Source organism: Algoriphagus marincola DSM 16067 (assembly GCF_000429405.1).
GTDB classification, from domain to species: Bacteria; Bacteroidota; Bacteroidia; order Cytophagales; family Cyclobacteriaceae; genus Algoriphagus; species Algoriphagus marincola.
The window spans coordinates 116546-132024 of record NZ_AUBU01000006.1 but is presented as its reverse complement, the minus strand read 5'-3'; the positions used below and the strand labels follow the sequence as shown (position 1 = coordinate 132024).

The 15479-nt window shown below is 50.1% G+C and carries 20 protein-coding genes; 4 read left to right on the top strand and 16 right to left on the bottom strand.

Annotated features, from left to right (window positions below):
• On the bottom strand, window positions 1-378 hold the full coding sequence (locus tag G457_RS0108960; RefSeq protein WP_026946180.1) for a hypothetical protein: 378 nt from the start codon (window positions 376-378) through the stop codon (window positions 1-3).
• Window positions 379-1556: 1178 nt separating this feature from the next.
• On the opposite strand from G457_RS0108960, the gene G457_RS0108945 reads away from it, so the two are divergent.
• From G457_RS0108945 to G457_RS0108935, 3 genes are read left to right on the top strand one after another with little or no spacing between them, the layout of a single operon-like run.
• A complete protein-coding gene (locus tag G457_RS0108945; RefSeq protein WP_026946179.1) occupies window positions 1557-1994 on the top strand; it encodes a hypothetical protein in 438 nt (145 codons plus the stop codon).
• A gap of 3 nt (window positions 1995-1997) precedes the next feature.
• Window positions 1998-2516: a zincin-like metallopeptidase domain-containing protein gene (locus G457_RS0108940; RefSeq protein WP_155847123.1), complete on the top strand. Its 519-nt coding sequence runs from the start codon at window positions 1998-2000 to the stop codon at window positions 2514-2516.
• Window positions 2516-2734 (top strand): hypothetical protein, encoded by a 219-nt coding sequence (locus G457_RS0108935; protein ID WP_026946177.1) that lies wholly within the window; start codon window positions 2516-2518, stop codon window positions 2732-2734. The genes G457_RS0108940 and G457_RS0108935 overlap by 1 nt, the downstream gene beginning before the upstream one ends.
• 335 nt (window positions 2735-3069) lie before the next feature.
• Here the strand turns inward: G457_RS0108935 and G457_RS22790 are convergent, their stop codons facing one another.
• The 8 genes from G457_RS22790 to G457_RS0108895 all read right to left on the bottom strand — a co-directional run bounded on the left by G457_RS22790 (window position 3070) and on the right by G457_RS0108895 (window position 7897).
• Window positions 3070-3237, bottom strand: a complete 168-nt coding sequence (locus G457_RS22790; protein WP_155847122.1) for a hypothetical protein — start codon at window positions 3235-3237, stop codon at window positions 3070-3072.
• A gap of 76 nt (window positions 3238-3313) precedes the next feature.
• A complete protein-coding gene (locus tag G457_RS0108925; protein WP_026946176.1) occupies window positions 3314-3649 on the bottom strand; it encodes a hypothetical protein in 336 nt (111 codons plus the stop codon).
• Window positions 3633-3821, bottom strand: coding sequence for a hypothetical protein (locus G457_RS22785; protein ID WP_155847121.1), 189 nt, complete (start codon window positions 3819-3821; stop codon window positions 3633-3635). The genes G457_RS0108925 and G457_RS22785 overlap by 17 nt, the downstream gene beginning before the upstream one ends.
• Window positions 3822-3854: 33 nt before the next feature.
• Entirely contained in the window at window positions 3855-4280 is a 426-nt protein-coding gene (locus G457_RS0108915) for a hypothetical protein (protein WP_026946175.1), read from the bottom strand.
• Complete coding sequence (locus tag G457_RS0108910; protein WP_026946174.1) at window positions 4277-5209, bottom strand: hypothetical protein; 933 nt, start codon at window positions 5207-5209, stop codon at window positions 4277-4279. Before G457_RS0108910 ends, G457_RS0108915 begins: the two co-directional genes overlap by 4 nt.
• Window positions 5206-6243 carry a DUF6712 family protein gene (locus G457_RS0108905; RefSeq protein ID WP_026946173.1) on the bottom strand — a complete coding sequence of 346 codons (1038 nt, stop codon included), beginning with the start codon at window positions 6241-6243 and terminating at the stop codon, window positions 5206-5208. Before G457_RS0108905 ends, G457_RS0108910 begins: the two co-directional genes overlap by 4 nt.
• 2 nt (window positions 6244-6245) lie before the next feature.
• Window positions 6246-7619 (bottom strand): hypothetical protein, encoded by a 1374-nt coding sequence (locus G457_RS0108900; RefSeq protein ID WP_026946172.1) that lies wholly within the window; start codon window positions 7617-7619, stop codon window positions 6246-6248.
• Window positions 7616-7897, bottom strand: coding sequence for a hypothetical protein (locus tag G457_RS0108895; RefSeq protein WP_026946171.1), 282 nt, complete (start codon window positions 7895-7897; stop codon window positions 7616-7618). The genes G457_RS0108900 and G457_RS0108895 overlap by 4 nt, the downstream gene beginning before the upstream one ends.
• An 86-nt stretch (window positions 7898-7983) precedes the next feature.
• Between G457_RS0108895 and G457_RS0108890 the strand changes: the two genes are divergently transcribed.
• Entirely contained in the window at window positions 7984-8448 is a 465-nt protein-coding gene (locus G457_RS0108890) for a hypothetical protein (RefSeq protein WP_026946170.1), read from the top strand.
• On the opposite strand, the gene G457_RS23050 is transcribed toward G457_RS0108890, so the two are convergent.
• The 7 genes from G457_RS23050 to G457_RS21260 form a co-directional block, all read right to left on the bottom strand.
• Window positions 8441-9502: a hypothetical protein gene (locus G457_RS23050; protein WP_248602842.1), complete on the bottom strand. Its 1062-nt coding sequence runs from the start codon at window positions 9500-9502 to the stop codon at window positions 8441-8443. The two genes, G457_RS0108890 and G457_RS23050, sit on opposite strands and share 8 nt — an antisense overlap.
• A gap of 652 nt (window positions 9503-10154) precedes the next feature.
• Window positions 10155-11090, bottom strand: a complete 936-nt coding sequence (locus G457_RS0108880) for a hypothetical protein (RefSeq protein ID WP_051260771.1) — start codon at window positions 11088-11090, stop codon at window positions 10155-10157.
• A 9-nt stretch (window positions 11091-11099) separates the two neighbouring features.
• Window positions 11100-11696 (bottom strand): phospholipase D-like domain-containing protein, encoded by a 597-nt coding sequence (locus G457_RS21265; protein WP_051260770.1) that lies wholly within the window; start codon window positions 11694-11696, stop codon window positions 11100-11102.
• Window positions 11693-12355: a hypothetical protein gene (locus G457_RS22230; protein ID WP_051260769.1), complete on the bottom strand. Its 663-nt coding sequence runs from the start codon at window positions 12353-12355 to the stop codon at window positions 11693-11695. Before G457_RS22230 ends, G457_RS21265 begins: the two co-directional genes overlap by 4 nt.
• On the bottom strand, window positions 12352-13308 hold the full coding sequence (locus G457_RS0108865) for a hypothetical protein (RefSeq protein ID WP_026946166.1): 957 nt from the start codon (window positions 13306-13308) through the stop codon (window positions 12352-12354). Before G457_RS0108865 ends, G457_RS22230 begins: the two co-directional genes overlap by 4 nt.
• A gap of 13 nt (window positions 13309-13321) precedes the next feature.
• Window positions 13322-13882, bottom strand: a complete 561-nt coding sequence (locus G457_RS0108860; RefSeq protein WP_026946165.1) for a hypothetical protein — start codon at window positions 13880-13882, stop codon at window positions 13322-13324.
• A 13-nt stretch (window positions 13883-13895) separates the two neighbouring features.
• Window positions 13896-15476 carry a hypothetical protein gene (locus G457_RS21260; RefSeq protein WP_051260768.1) on the bottom strand — a complete coding sequence of 527 codons (1581 nt, stop codon included), beginning with the start codon at window positions 15474-15476 and terminating at the stop codon, window positions 13896-13898.
• Between the last annotated feature and the right edge of the window lie 3 nt (window positions 15477-15479).

Below are 15479 nucleotides of genomic sequence, written 5' to 3'. Positions count from 1 at the left end.
TTACGGTAGTTTAAGGTCACGTTTGATCCCTTCAGCTACCTCATTAGTAAAGTCCACCATTAGTCGGTTGGCTATGGAGTAGAAGTGACCAAAAACAAATCGATTGTGGATGGGGTATTGAGTGGTCCTTAGCCGTCTGGACTTTCGGCTTCGTTTTTTTCTTTTGATGTCCAAAAAGCGCTGACGAGCCAGATGCTTCATAGTCAGTTTGCCGTCGAAATTATCAGCTGTCTCTACTTTAAAAATCCTAGATGATTCAGTCTGGCCAGTGTGAAAAGTTAAAATTTTACGCATGGCCAAGCCCTGGTTTTTCTCAAACCTGCTTGCCTCGTCTTCCAAAATTCTTCTGACAAACTCTTTTTTAACAATCGTATCCACCTATTGCCTATTAGTTAGGCTAAAGTATTTCGGTGGGTCATTTCCAGAAAGGACAGAAAAAAGCCCTACCAAATGGCAGGGCAAGGTTTAAGGGTGAACCGGATTGTTTTCCGAATCCAAGATCTTATCAGGTTTTAGACCGGTAATTGATTTGATTTCTTGGATCAATCTCTTTAGACTGGAAAGATCCATGTTTGCCAGTTTGTACTGGATGGTGAACGTTTTTGATGTTTTAGCCATAATGATATGTGGTGGACCGGAGCTGCTAGGCACACCAAACAACGTTGATATAAGCCCCAGGCCCTTACGGGTACCCGACTCCGATCCATATTTTTAAGGTTCATACTATTAGTGTTTGATGTTTTAGCGTTTGAAAGATACAAGGATCTGGTCTTTTTTTAAATAATAATAAATGAATGTTTAGGGGGTTGCCATTCGGCCAGGCTATTCGGGGCTTCGGTCCTTGCTTCGCATCAGAAATACCCCTGCTATCCTTAACCCTAACAAATGCCTACGGCCCTGCGAGACGTCGCACCATTGCTCGTCTGTGCAATAAGGGTGGGGCAAGTGTAGGTTGCTATTCCCACGGCGCTGCGCGAGCTAAAAATAGGTGATGCCCAGGCATCTTTTTAAAAGGCGGGCGGCTGAATGCCGCTTGTTCCGCCAGAGCCACCAGTGGCTTGAGCTGAGGCTGACGCCAATTAAAACCTGCGGTCCTGCGGGACATCGCACCAGTGCTCGTCTGTGCTATTCATAGGAGTTCGCCCAGGCTCACTAGAATATGGTGGGATTTTTTTGTTTCTCATATTTCGTCAGGGGGTCAAAGGGCTTGCAATTGCAATTCAAGGAGAGGGCGGAGTCGGGGTCAATCTTCAGCGAAACGGGCAGGTTTTCCAAATTTTGTTTGGAAAAGCCTGATTTTCAGCTGATTAATTTAAAAATATTCTAAATAAGAGGCTGATTTTCAGCCGTTTCTAGACACTTTTCAGCCTTTTTTGAGTCAAAAAGTCTAAAAAATATCTCGATTAAATAGGGCTTTCGGGAGCACTTTTTTAAAGGCAAAATTTACTTGGGGTTAATCATAAGTAACTGATAAGCAGGAATTTATATTTGCATTTATATATACATATATGTATATTTATATATGTCAAATCAATAACACTTAAACAAAAAACACCATGGAAAAACAGTCCAAAACCCCCGCAAATCAGCCTAACAAATCAAAGGTAGGTGCAATTGATAGCCCAGAGATCCAAGCGATGAAAAAAGAGCTTGAAGAATTGCGGGCGAAAGTCAAAGCCGAACCGCTAAGCCTTGAGGAAAAAATCAACTACTTCCAGGAGAAGCAGCGCAAAATTTCACAGCTGGCGAAGCTTGACGGATTCGCCGAGGCTTTAGTGACAATTGGCCAAGATGCCCAAGAGGCAAGCGAGCAAGACGAATTCTTTTCTGAAAAATTCGCCGTAAGGGTGAGCAAAAGATCAAACAGCTACCGAGAAGATTATGACGACGTTTTAAAGATTCAAAACCCCGTGCTAGTCGTGGAAGTCTTGGGCTATGCTTTAGAGCGAATCAACGCAAAGCGAAACAAACTAAAAACCGAAATCGAAGCCTAAGCAATGACACAGACCGAGAACACACCCAAGAGAGAGCGAAAGCCCAACCCCAATAGGGAAAAGCTTTTGCAGATGTCAGCAGATGCAAGGAGCCTAAAAGATCGAATGATCCAAGAAGCCGAAACCGCAGAAGAGGCCTTTTGGTGGACCGCTCAAACGCTTAATTCTATCCTTTTGAAATACTTCTATAGGGTCCCCGAAGGCATGGAATTAGGCACTTTCCACCAGTGGAAGGCTAAAGGATGCATGATCAAAAAAGGTGAAAAAGCCCTGATCATATGGGGGCAACCCCTAAGCGCACAGCGAGCCGAGAAAGCCCAAGCCAAAGGAGAGGAAGCCCCAGAGGAGGACGACAGCGGAGAATATTTCCCGATGTGCTTTTTGTTCCGAGCAGATCAAGTCCTAACCCCGGAGCAGGTGGAAGCCGAAAAGACCAAGCGACAGGAGGCCAAGGAGAAGCGGGAGCAAATTTCCCAAGCTATCCAAGACCTCCAGACGGTCGATTTAGATTCTATTTTGTGATGGAGAAGCTAAAAGCCTTTTTAATTCTCCATGAAAAAAACCGGGTTTTCGGGTTTATCGCATGGCAAGCCCTTCATTGGATAGAAAAGGGCATGACCACCGAGGAAATGAAAAAAGAGATAGAAATCACGATTGAGATCTATTCTACTTTATCCTTTGATAAACCCGTATTTCGGGAGATTAACTTTCTCAAAGACATGAGAAAGCAACTAGAGTAAAAAATGCGCAGGGCTTAGTTTTCGTTTGCACTTCCTTTGAGAAATAGCCTTTGGACTTCGAGCCATAAATCTGAAAGCGAATCCGCAGACCCGAGCGAAACGGGTAGCTCTCGGGAGCTTATAGCCCGAAGCGGTGAACCACTCTTTTTTGAGGGGTTCCCGTGCGCTCCAAGCGGCGTGCCTCTCATCCACGGCGGCGCTGCGCGCCGATCACGTTGTTTTTCAATACGATGTATTGCCGTGGATGAGAGGCACCAGGTTGTTTATCTACTTTTTCCGTCTCTTCTCTGCTCTACCCCTAACAATCGCCGGAAAATGTTACCGCCCCGAATGTATTATGAGGTGGCCAAAATGATCCCTCCTAATACAGCCACTGCTAAAAAGATCCCTAGGATCACCAAAATGTTAGCAGAATTCTTTCGAATGGCACTTAAAAGCTTGATTTGCGTCTCTGCCAGCTCTCTTTCGCTGAGCTCAGATAATGGTTTTGGTCGATTGCTCATTATGAAAAATTTTAGTGAGCTTGCAAACTAGCCTATCAATCGAAAAAAGTAAATACCATAAACAGGGTATTTTTCATTAAAAAATAGCTCTTTTTCCATCATATTGACCAATCACCACCCCGCTTTCAATGTCCTTGAAAAAGAGTACGGCTCCAGGTGCCATACCCTTTTTCATCCGGCAGTAGAGATACGCATTCTTCATCCAGGATTCCATTTCCTTAGGCTCAGTCCCGATCAGCTCCCGGTAAAGGCTCAAGCTGGGCAGATCGATTTCCACCGCTTTTTTATCCACCAGGTAATTAAATCCCAATACCACACGCTCTATGCGCTCTACTTTTTTGCCGGCTTGGACAATGTTCTTTTGCAGCTGCTTCCCAGATTTTTTCTCGGATCTTCTATTGGCTCTGTTCATGGGGATTGATTTTTTCTTTGGTAAACTTCCAGCCTTTGTATTCGAAGGGAAATTTCTGAAGCCTGGCATAACTGTGAGAGAATTCTGGATGAGCTTCACAGACTTTTGGCATACTGCTGTAAAGCTCTCGGATCCCGTCTTTCTCTATGATGATGACATGTATTAAGCTCATGGATAAATATACAGATTTATATATAAAGTCAGTCTAAAAAGTGACGGTCATAAAGTAACCGTTCCATCCGCCGAAGGCGTTGTACTCGGGCTCGATGACTATGCTGCCGATCTCCAGCCGCCAGAAAAGACTGCAGCCGTCTTCCTGGCTTTCGATGATCAGGTCTTTTAGCTGATGGATGGCTTCCTCACATCGGCGGTATTGAGCCAGCTCTTTGGCTTCGGACTGACTGGGATCTCCCTTTTCGATCACCCAGAAGAGCGTGGTCCAGCTGTCGGTCTTCCGTCCGGATATACCCTCGGCGCTGTAGCTGGGCAGGACGGCCACGAGCTGTATGCCTCGCTTGTCATTCAGCTTACCGGTAGCCTGATTGTCATCCACGGCCCGGACATAGCCTTTGATGGCGGGGATCTCTTCCAGGAGCTCCTGCAGTTTGGTATCGAAGGTCAGGACGTTCATCGTTTTTTCTGTTTGGCTTTTGCTTTTTGATTCTCCAGGTGCTTCTCATACATGTAGACCAAGATGTCGAAGAACCCTGTCTTGTCGGCTTTATCCACTTCGCCGAATACCTTCTGCTCGGCCAGCTGGAAGAGTACCCCTGTCCAGCCGGCACCTCGCTGATCGGGGCGGATCGGCTCGGAATCTTCCCGGATAGCTTGCGGAAAGAGCGGAGAAAGATTGATCTCCCGTCCGCTGATCATCAGATCCTCGGTCTGGATGTAATGGAGGGCGTGACTAAACCACAGCAGGATCCCCGTGCGCTCCACCTGCCCGAGCCGTGCGGTGATCAGGGACAACTCGTCGAGTCTGGCCCTGTTGAATGGTTCCCGTCTGCGTCCGTCAAAGTCTTCTGCCCGCTTCCAGGATTCCCAATCTTTCCGCTCCGGGCGGTACAGACAGGCAATCATCCGGCTGAGCTGATCTTCCTCCCTGCTGTCAAAGTAGGCCTGCATTTCTTCCACTGCTGCGCGCAACTCCCCAAAGGTGAGATCCGCTAGCAAGTGGGATGGTCCGTACAAAACCACTTTCCCGGCTTTGACCTGGGGAAAGTGATTCAGTACGGGAGTGTAGTTGATTTCTAGCTGGCCTTTCCTATTGACCGCAAAGACGAATGTGATCAGCTCTTCACACAGGATCGCGATCCTAGAATACTTTTCCTCCCGCTGCCGGTCGGTGAGTAGCCGTTCTTTTCGCACGGACTCGGCATCCCGCTCGATGTCCAGGAGATAGTAGAGACAGCGCACCTTGGCTTCATCAGGATCTATGATTCCGGAGGCAGCCAAGACAGCTTGTCTCAGACAATATTTTGCCTGGACAGAACTCATCTCATCCCAATGCGCCGGGATCTCCAGCTGCAGGTTTCGCTCGGGGATCTCGATCTGGTTCATGTACGGAAGAATTTGTTTTCTTCCTTATTCTCGGGCAGTACCGTATACACGCCCGCATCCGGATCAGCTGAGCGGATGAATACCTTGATATCATCGAGAAGTTCTCGAGCATCGTCATTGAGGTTTTTGATATGCAGGTCGAGGATATCTTTGAGGGGAATCTGGGAGGCATTACGGGACTGCACCATGGAGCGGAAGTGCTGGACTACGCCCTCTGGCATGACCTGCACGCTCAGGCGCTTGACTGCGATGACCATTGCCAGCAAGGGCTGGACGGTCTGCACGTAGCGGAGCAGGCTGTCGTAAAACTCCTCCTGCTCCTCATCCAGGGATGGGATACCCCCTCCTGCTGATCCGCTGCCGCTTTCGGTCTCTCCGCTGGTCCAGCGCTGCAGCAAGGGGGTATAATGGGTTCCCAGGGCTTTCTTCAGCACATGGTTTTGAATCTCCCGGAGGAATGGCACCACGGTATAGAAGAAACTCTGACTGTGATCGACCATGGGATAGGCCTTCTGGAAGATGGCGATGGAGTTGACAAATAGCTCACGGCTGGCTTTCCGATTTTCGGAGCCCATCCACTCAGCTATTTTGTTGGACTCCAGCCAGTCGATCAGCATGTCTGTGGTCTCATGAGCCATGCGGCGCTGGGCATCATCGTCTTTGTCGATCATCCACTCCCAAGCCATGGATTCATTTGTACGGTCGATCTTGACCTTACGCCCGCTGGTTTCGTGACTGACGGTGTTCAGCTGATAATATCGCAGGGTAGTCCGATAGGCAATCGGGATCTGCAGGAGCTGGACGAGCTTGTCATTCTTTGCTTCCTCGGCCGATGGGTTTTCTTTCTGGAATGCCTCACTTTTGTAGTGATTCAGAGCACGGGCCATCAGGTCCCCACCGACAAGCTTGATCATCTGGTTTTCTTCCAGGATCCAAAGCGTGCGAGCCCGCTCAAAGTCATTGTTGGAATAAAAGGAGCTGGTGAGCTGCTGCAGTTCCTCGGCTCCGTTTCCGGATTTGTTGATCAGCATCATAGCTATTCAGTTACTGTGTTGACTACTCGTTTTTCGGGAGCCACATTCTCCTCACGCATCACCGTGTGATGGTAGAAGCCCATGCGGATGCCTTTTTTTTCGGGGAAATTTGCCTGAATGTCCTGATTGATTGCTTCGAATACGACCTCCTCTGGGATAGTCGTGTCGCTGGCCATGTAGAGCTTCAGAGCGTAAAGCATCTCGGACCCGGAGCTCATCTTACCATTCACGATGATATTAGAAAGTGATGGATGCAGTCCCATCCCGGAGGTGATGGCCGAGTCGGCCTTTTCACTGATCTTCAGCTGCGCCTCGATGAAGGTCTTCACGTTCTGATCGATCGCATTAATTTTCCACTCGCAGAGATTGCCATCCTCGTCATAGAAGTCCGTGGTCTCGATGAATTTGCCTGCGTTTTTTTTGCCGGTCAGTACAGAGGCCATCTTGTTGAAAAGCTCAGTTTTTGCCTCCTCCAGCATGGCGTCGATCTTGGCATCATCGAGCGTAGGATTGTTTTTCTCGAGCTTCTCCCGCTTATCAGTCCAATACTTTTCCGGCACATGGATGTGAAAGGCTGAAGTGATCCCGTTTTCGCTCAGGTAGGCCAGGACCTCGGGGATATCCGAAGACCGCATCATCCAACTGAGCGAACCGAAATAGCTCGGTGTGCTGTAGAAGTTGCGGCCAAAAGAATACTTATTGTGATAGCTGATCGAAACCCGATGGCGGAAGGGATCCGCGGGATTATATACCGGATAGGGAGTCATCCCTGAGTGCAGGCAGTGATTTTCGAAGTCGCCGGTATAGATCCTCCTCACGTTTTCGAGCCGCTTGGGTAGGGGATTTTCTGGCCACTCAAGCCGGGCATCCGTGCCGGGGATCACCTGCAGGCGGCGGATCATGCCCTGACCGCCGATACGTGGACCTCGATTGCGGATATGCTTCACAAATACCCCTTTCAGATATTTGAACTCCACCATGGCCATGTCAATGAATCGCCGATAGTCCCAGCTGTCGAGCCAGTCTTGGATCTCCGCATCTTCCAAGTACTCGCGCATCATATAGCCATCCTGATAGACTAGCCGGTAGAGTGCCGGACCCTGCCCGTAAAGCAGACCAATCTCCCGCTCGATGATGCCGGGCGCAAGATTGTTTTTGTCCATGATCTTGCGGATCTGGACGGGCAGGTCATTGTTTGCCCCGTAGGGTACGAGCCTAGCTCCATTCAGCAGATAAGGATCCGACTCCCAGTCTGTCCCCTTCGAGAGGGCCATGAGCTGGTCAAATGTCCCCTCGGGTGTCGTCCCAAAGGCGAAAGCCCCGGCGCTGGTATGCACTACACGGGTCTCCCCGATTTTCTTCACTTCTTGCGTCATGTCAGGATGAGTCTTTGTCCGTTGAAAGTCATGAGCGCAGGGATGTAGAATCGGCGATGCTCCAGTGTGTCCAGGTCGATGTATTCGATCAGTGCATCTGCATTCAGGTATTGCTCCCGCTTATCAGTCAGCTTTAGCCTAGCACGGCTGACGAAGCAGACCCCTTGCGTGGACTGCTTGGTCTCCGAGTAGGACATAAAAGAGAAGCTAAAGGGCTGCTCCTCTTTGGACAGTTCCTGCATCTCATTCAGCGCCTGATATACGGTTTTCTGGCTCATACTCCGAATATCGGAGGAGACTAGGGGAGTGGAAAGGACAGAAGCTAGTCATTTGACAAGTGGATTTATCTCAAGTATCTTGTGAAATGAATTGGGAAAATATGAATTGGGAAAAAATTATGGGAGTACTATTCTCAGGCGGAACGTTACTAGGTATAATAAAATTGTGGTTAAAGAGAAAAGAAAAAAAAATAGCCTCAACTGAAAAGAAAAAGAAAAAACTGATAGTTGAAGCATCAATACGCAATATTGTTATCTACACCGATGATGAAACCTTACCTCCACCGACTTCAATCAGATTCAAGTTAACTAACCCGAAAGACTACGAAGTTAGAATACATACTTTGAAACTTTTATCTCAAGAATATCGGGAATTAGAGGTGATCAACTGTGAGAGACCAAAAACAATTTTTCCTGGACCAGAAAATATAGAAACGTTTACAGAAGAATTCCCCTCTTTAAAATCAGTTCAAAAAAATCAATTTGTATTTGTGCGTCTTATTGATCACGAAGATCAATATCATGATTCATCAAAAATTAAAATCACCTAACACTCGCATCTCCCACATTGACTTTCCTGGCTCCGCCTACTTTTCGGCGTAGATCCCGCTTCATCATCAGGTATTTGAAGCTGTCACTTGGGTTGGTGCTCTCCAGGGGAAGGCGATGGATGGGCAGCTTCTCAGTGCTTTTGTCCTTCACCACGACAAAGTTTCCTTTGGCATTGGCCTTTTTCTTCATCCTCGCATCTTCCAAGCTGCAGCGCAGGGGCTTGCAGTGATAGAAGTCGATCCGAACCTTGGGCAGTCTCGGATTCTGCTCGGCCAGGCATTCCATCATAAAGTTATATTCTTCATTCTGATAGATGTTGCCCTGTCCTTCGCTCATCAGGATCACTTTCCAGCCGGTCTTATTGCCCTCACCATCCACTTCTATCGCGCGCTTCATTTGGGTAGCCAGATCCTGTTTGGCTTTGGCGTAGTTATTCGCAGCACGGTCATACCACATGTTTAGCGTCTTTTCCCGGTGAGGCTTGTAGTAGGCGAGAAACTTATCGGCTAGCTCTCTTATCCACTCTGGAGACAGTGTAAATAGAAACTTGGTGCAGCGATAATACTTGCCGTCATCCTGTGCCATCGTCATGCTGATCATATTACCAAAGTCCAGCCCACAATCAATGGCTTTCTTTCGGTTGTGATACTTCAGGATGCGGCAGTCTTCCTCATCATTCAGCCCAAAGCGAGCTGCCCAATCCGGATCTGTTCCGTCCATGTAGAAGTGCCGGTCCTGCAGGTTGGCATAGAAGAGCTCGCCTTTCTCAGGCTTGGGCTTCATGGATAGGACCGTAGTCTTGGAGTCCAGGAAGTCATCTGAGAAAGCATCGTCAAACCATTCGGGCGTCAGGATATCGACATTGACATAGGAACTGGCGACATAGAACATCGTGTGAGCGTCCTTGTGCATCCGTGCCGCTGTCCATCGCTCCTCCCATCGCTTCCAGACACGTTTCTTCTTCAGGATTTCTTCCCGGTCTTTGCTTTCTACAGCTGCGGCATATTCCCCGAGAGCTTCATTGAGCACAAAGGCCACTTTCAGCACCAGCATGAGCGCTTGGGTCTTCATCCGCTTGCCGCGCTCCAGGATCCAGTCATACTGCCCGATCTTATCAGTGTCCGGCATATCGGTCGTGAAGGTATGACCCCGATAGAAGGGACTGTGACCGTATTTCACACGCATCCCCCGGATGGCTTTCTGCATATTGGAAATGCGATCCTTGCGGAAGTACTTCACCTCATCTCCGAATAGGTGGACGTAGTTACCACCGGCAAGGGAGGCGGGGCGGTCGAGTGAACCGAAGGTCACGTTCAGCCCGGTAAAGAAGATCATGGTATTGTTATAGGTCCCGATCTGATTGTAGGGTTTCCAGAAGTGCTCCTTGATATTGGGAGGTAGGTCGGGGACTTCTACAGGGCTGAATTCGGGCGGACGCTTACCGATCACATAGTGGGTACCCTCATAGATCCCTTTCAGCTGCAGACCTTCTTTGACCGTCCGGAGTACGTTCTTTTGAAGGTTGGCATAGGTATCAGCTACCCAGGCTACCGGCGCCCCAGGCATGTCATAGATCATCTCTACCAATCGCTCCACTTGGATATCTGTCGTCTTGGAGGATCCACGGCCGGCGATCATGTACAGGAATCGCGGCAATATCATCAGGCAGAGCTGCGAGAGCCAGTTGGCAAAGGCCACGGCGACGTTAGGACTCTTCGGGTTGACTGTCTTCCTCCAGCTCATGCAGGCGTTCTTCTAGGTTGATATGCTCGATTCGTGCGTCCTGTCGGGCGCGGATTTTGTCCCGCTCGGGGATCTCCAGGGATTCGATCTGACGGGCCACTTCCTGTCGGTCGATGCTATGTAGTCCCACATCTCCCGGATTGAGGGAGTAGAAGCGGATAGGCTTGGCAAACTGCTCTGCTGGCGGCTTCTCCGGGTCGTCTTTGTCCAGCCCCAGCATGCGTGAGGCCTGGGTGATCAGGTTGCCATAGACCTCCCAGTCTTTGGAGCTGGCGGCATTGTCCCGGACGATCATGGCTGCTTCCTGTAGCTGCTCGGCAAATTTGTGCCGTAGAGCTTTCCGCTCGATCTGCCGGTCGGCATAGAAGAGATTGATCGCCTCATCGTACATCTCCGAGGCACGGGCGTATTTGAGCCCGAATGGCGGCTTGGTAAAGAAAGCCACCGTATTCCTACGGCCTATCTTTCGGCCCATCCCGGCAAAGATCAGAAGGGCATCCAGGTAGATAGCCTCTTCATTCTTAAGGTCATTCAAAGATCCCGATTCGATGTAGTCTCGCAGATTTGCCAGCAGTCTCTTTTCGTCAAATCCCCCGAAGATATCCAGCTTGGATATTTCCCAGGATTTGTTTCTCCGGATCTTGGCCAGGTGCTCGGAGGCGGTGACGTTGCCTCCTTCGGTCGCCTGCAGGAGGGCCAGTTGCTCTTTGGCAGCAGCCATGAGCTTACCCCGCCGGATATAATAGCTCACCTTGCTCTCTGGATCTTCGGCAGCCTGGACAAAGAAGACTTTATCCACATCGAAATACATGGCCATCTGCTCCAGGGAATAGCCCAGTGCAGCAAGGTTTTCGAGTTCTTTGGCAACTTCTTCGGTGAGTGAAAGACCTAGGTTCATAGCTTGAAATTAATCTTCAGAATACGGCTCAGAAGGACAGATGCAGGATTTGCGGAATTGATAGACCTCCGGATCATTCATCCAAATGTATTGCTCGTGCAGAGCATTCTCGGAGAAATTGCCCGATCCCTCGACGACAAAGTGATGCCCACCTGCCTGCATCAGGGTGATCTTGCTGTGATTCCAGCAATAGTTGACCGTGAAGTCCCGGCTCTGCCGCTGCAGCTCGATCAGGTCATAGACCTTGGGCATGCGGTGCCGGATACTGTCTGAGATACTCAGCCGGATCCGCTTGATCTGCCCTTTGTCATACCACTTGAGCATGCTGGTCAGGATACGCTCATTGAGCGAGTAGGTAGATAGACAAAGCTCCTGGATCTCGCCCACATGCTTGATCACGTAGACGATGAAGGTGAAGGCATTGAAGCTTTTGAGGGTGAAGAGAAAGACCGCCTCGCCTGGCTCAGGTGTTTTGCCCGTGAGCTGCTTGAGGGATTCGATCTTCGCTTCATGCTTTCTGATGAATTTGGCACGGAGTACTTCCGACCGGTCCCCTGCCTGGACAGGCTCGGGAGGATTCAATTCCGAGAGACTGAATAGCTTCATTGGTATTTCGTCAGGAGTTTGGTGACTTCCTCCAGTTGCAAGCGCTTCCATCTCAGGCGCTCGGTGCGCTCAGCCTCCAGATGAGGCTTGGTGCCAAAGCTCAGCTCCTTCTCGATACGCCAGATGTTATGCTCGAGCTTGCCTTTAAGCTGGACCAGCTCCACAGGATTCAACGAGCGCAGGCTTTGCAGCTCCCTCAGCTGCTTGAATATGGGATGCTTGCCCAGGACATGGCCGTGCTCTTTATAGTGGACAAATTCGGCGATGATGGCCCGGTTTTCCAGATAGCTACGCACCAAGACTTTGACCGTGGACAGCTGCTCTTCAGGAGTCACGCAGTCAAAGAGCAGGGCATGGGCACGGGTATAGCGGTGATAGGCGGAAATCTTGTCTGCAGCGAGGATCTTCAGCTCGGGTGGGCAGTTGGGCTCGTTGAGAAAGGGCCAATTGTCCCGGAACTTCTCTCCCCGGGTGATCTGCCTTGGATCCAGCCCAAACCGACGGCATAGCTCATGGATTAAGATTGGATAGTTTGCCTGGCTGTCTGCCTGGATAAGCTTTAGAAATGGATGGTCTTTGCCGGCCAGCAAAGCAAAAAGCCGGACACCCTCATGCAGAGGTGCGCCCGACTTTACCCAGCCTATTACTTCGAGCCTCATTTCTCCCACCGCGATTTCTCAGGAAATAGCTTCTTGAGATACGGCAGCACGTGAGGCCATCCTTTGTCGTTGTGATTGATGAATTTGCGCTCTTCAAATACCCGCTGCAGGATCGCAGGATTCGGACTGGAAGACCAGACCGATGCCACGATGGAGCCTTTGTCATCATTACGGGTAATGATGGGACGCTCATCCGGAAAGTGGGTATTGAAATAGAGCGAACTGATCAGATGCCCTTCTTTCTGGCACTTGAAAGTCGCCAGGGTATCTGCGAGCTTGGTCTTTTCGAATACCACGGGCACATGGGCTGCATAGTCGAAAGCTTTCGGCAGCTTGAGCTTTGCCAGAGCTTTCAGGGTACGGACTGAATTGTCCCTGTACACACCTCCTGCAGATCCTTTCTCCTTCAAGGGGCCCATGGCTTTTCTGACCAGGAGATCCTCGGGGTGGACCTGAGCTACCGGATAGATATCATCATTGGACCAGACAAAGATCTCGTCGACCAGATCGGAGGCGATCACCGTTGCCAGCTTGTCGGCTACATCGATCTGCGGATTGGTATTGGTCCGGGCATGGGGAATGTGGATGATATCCTTTCCAAACCATGGAGCTGCATCTCCCACAATTATGATGCGTCCAAGTTCCTTGAAGTTTTGCTGCCAAGCACGGACGGCATATAGCAGCTCATCTCCTTTGGCCAATTTAGCCACATAGGGGATCACCACATGGATACCCAGATCCTGAGGCATTCCCGATACCACATCGTTATCAGATATTGCTTCTGGAGACGGATCTTCCACCGATTCGGCAGGCTTTACTGCTTCTGTAGGTTCTTCCGCTACCTCAAGCTCCTCTTTCTTCGGAGCTGGTGCTTTCTTTGCGGCCGTTCTTTTGGCCGGAGCTTTGCGAGTAGAAGCCCCGGACTTTGCCGGGGCTGATTTTTTTACTGTCATAAGCGATCAGGATTTAGATACCTCCTCCTCCGGAGCTGCCTGCAGAAGGATCATCCGCTACCGGCGGATCTTCTCCGGTCCAGTGAAGGGTCTTATTGCGCGTGCGCTGTCCCTGTGTCCAGGTAAGCGTGGTCATTTTCCCCTCATTGTTGTCCTGTCCTTCAGCGGTGAAGTACAATGGATTACATGGGGTACCGTGCAGGCGCGTGCCTTCATTGTCGCCGCATTCCTCAGTGATGAGGATATGGCCCTCGTTGAGGTCTTCCTGCAGCCAGGCTGAGGCATGCTTGTCATCTCCAGGGCGCTGTCCGCCCACAGTAGCGATCCATCCGGCCATTTCGTCCTGAGGATCTCCATCCGTACTGTCAGCACGGTTGATCGATCTTGGGACCAGGTAGATGGCAATACCTTTTGCACCTTCCTTCAGGGTGAAGTTACCTGTCGCTTCCACGCCGTTTCGCTCAGGAAATACATTGACATCAGATGCCCGGTACACCTTCACGTTCGGCTTCTTAGGGACGGGAGCTCCCGCCCCCGTCTTGATTTTTGGTAAGGATACTTTTACGTAAGTCATAGTCTGCTATCGTTTAGATTCCTCCTCCTCCTGAGCTACCAAAGTCCGTGATGGACTTGTTAGGATCAGTTCCCTTGTTCTGCTGATAGGTGGTGTGAGCACCATAGACAGAAGTGATCAGGGCCTTAGGATCGTAATCCGCAGGCACGTAGGCAAAGACTGCCTCACCATAAGCAAATCCGGCACCCAGCCAGTATTCACCGAAGAGCTTCGCCTCGTAATTGTGCTTCTGTACATCGTTGATGACATTCGGCAAATCATTCTTGTGGCGGATCTTCTTCATATTGACACCAGGAGTGGCAAAGAGGATCGGAGATCCATACATCCCATCCATGGGCACCAATACCTGATTGGAGAAGTCGATTCGGTCGCCTCCGTAGTTCGGGTCAGTCGTACCGCTGCCGGCACCCCAGACATTCTTATAGGCGATCTTATAGCGTCTCCAAAACTCATAGGAGCAGGCAATTGCCATATTCTGAGACCGGAATACTGGCGCGAGCCATCCGGTAAAGTCCTTCATGAAGGTCAGCATCTCCTGATCTGTGCAGTTGGTGTAGTCAAAGCCTTCACCGTCGAAGTAGTTAAACTTCTTCGCATTGCCACCGGTCAAGTTGTCCACCAGCTGAGTCTCCAATCCATCCATGGAGTCTTCAGGAGCGGATCCTGCCTGATTTTCATTTACCACGCCGGCATCGACAAATCTGCCCTTGAAGATCATCCGCAGTTCGATGTCCTGCATCAATTGCGGAAATACCAACTGACCCCAGATGTACTTCGTGATCGGCATCTGATCCACAGATAGCCCTTCATCATACATGTGCAGCATGTAGGATTCCAATACATCAGAAGGCACTACAGGCATATTGATCTTATGACGATAATTCTTGATCGTCAAAGGCTCAAACTTGCTTTTGCCGGACGGTGTCCAGGTAGGCTTGAACTGCTGCGAAATGGAGGTGATCAGTGGCTGAGTTGCTCTCCATTCGGTGATGGCCATCCCCGAGGTGAAATACTTCGCTGAAGTAAATCCCTGAAACAGGGCTTTCACCTCTTCCAGATTGTTCTGGTTTTGGCTCAGGTAAGTACCGAACTCCTCCTTCAGATTGTCCACATCGATCGTTTTGGCTGCTGCTTCCACGTCTCTCATGCGGCCGGTCTTGATGAAGTGATTCACTTCGGCATAGTGCGCGGCGGTCACCTTAATGCCCTTGATACGAGGCACGTTTGCTTTGCCTTTGGGCAAGTCCTCAGCCGATACTTCCGGCTTCAGGTCCTCTTCCTCCTCGGCACTGAGCGTGCTGACGAGTTTCTGTAGCTTCGCTTTTTCGGCATTGGCTGTTGCCAGCTTTGCCTGCATGTCCGCTACCTCCTGCTTGTGCTTGTCTGCCAAGCCCAAGACTACATCGGCACCGATGTCGGTGCTCTCCGACGCCTTGTTCCCGGATTGGATGTAGGCCTCAAATGATTTGGCCTTTTCCTCCCCCAGTAGCGTGGCGATTTCTGCGCGCTGGTCCTCGGTGAGGCCAGGCTTTTCATCGACTTTGAATTCTTTGATCCCAAAGTACTTCAGCATCGATGCCAAGAGTTTTTCCATCTG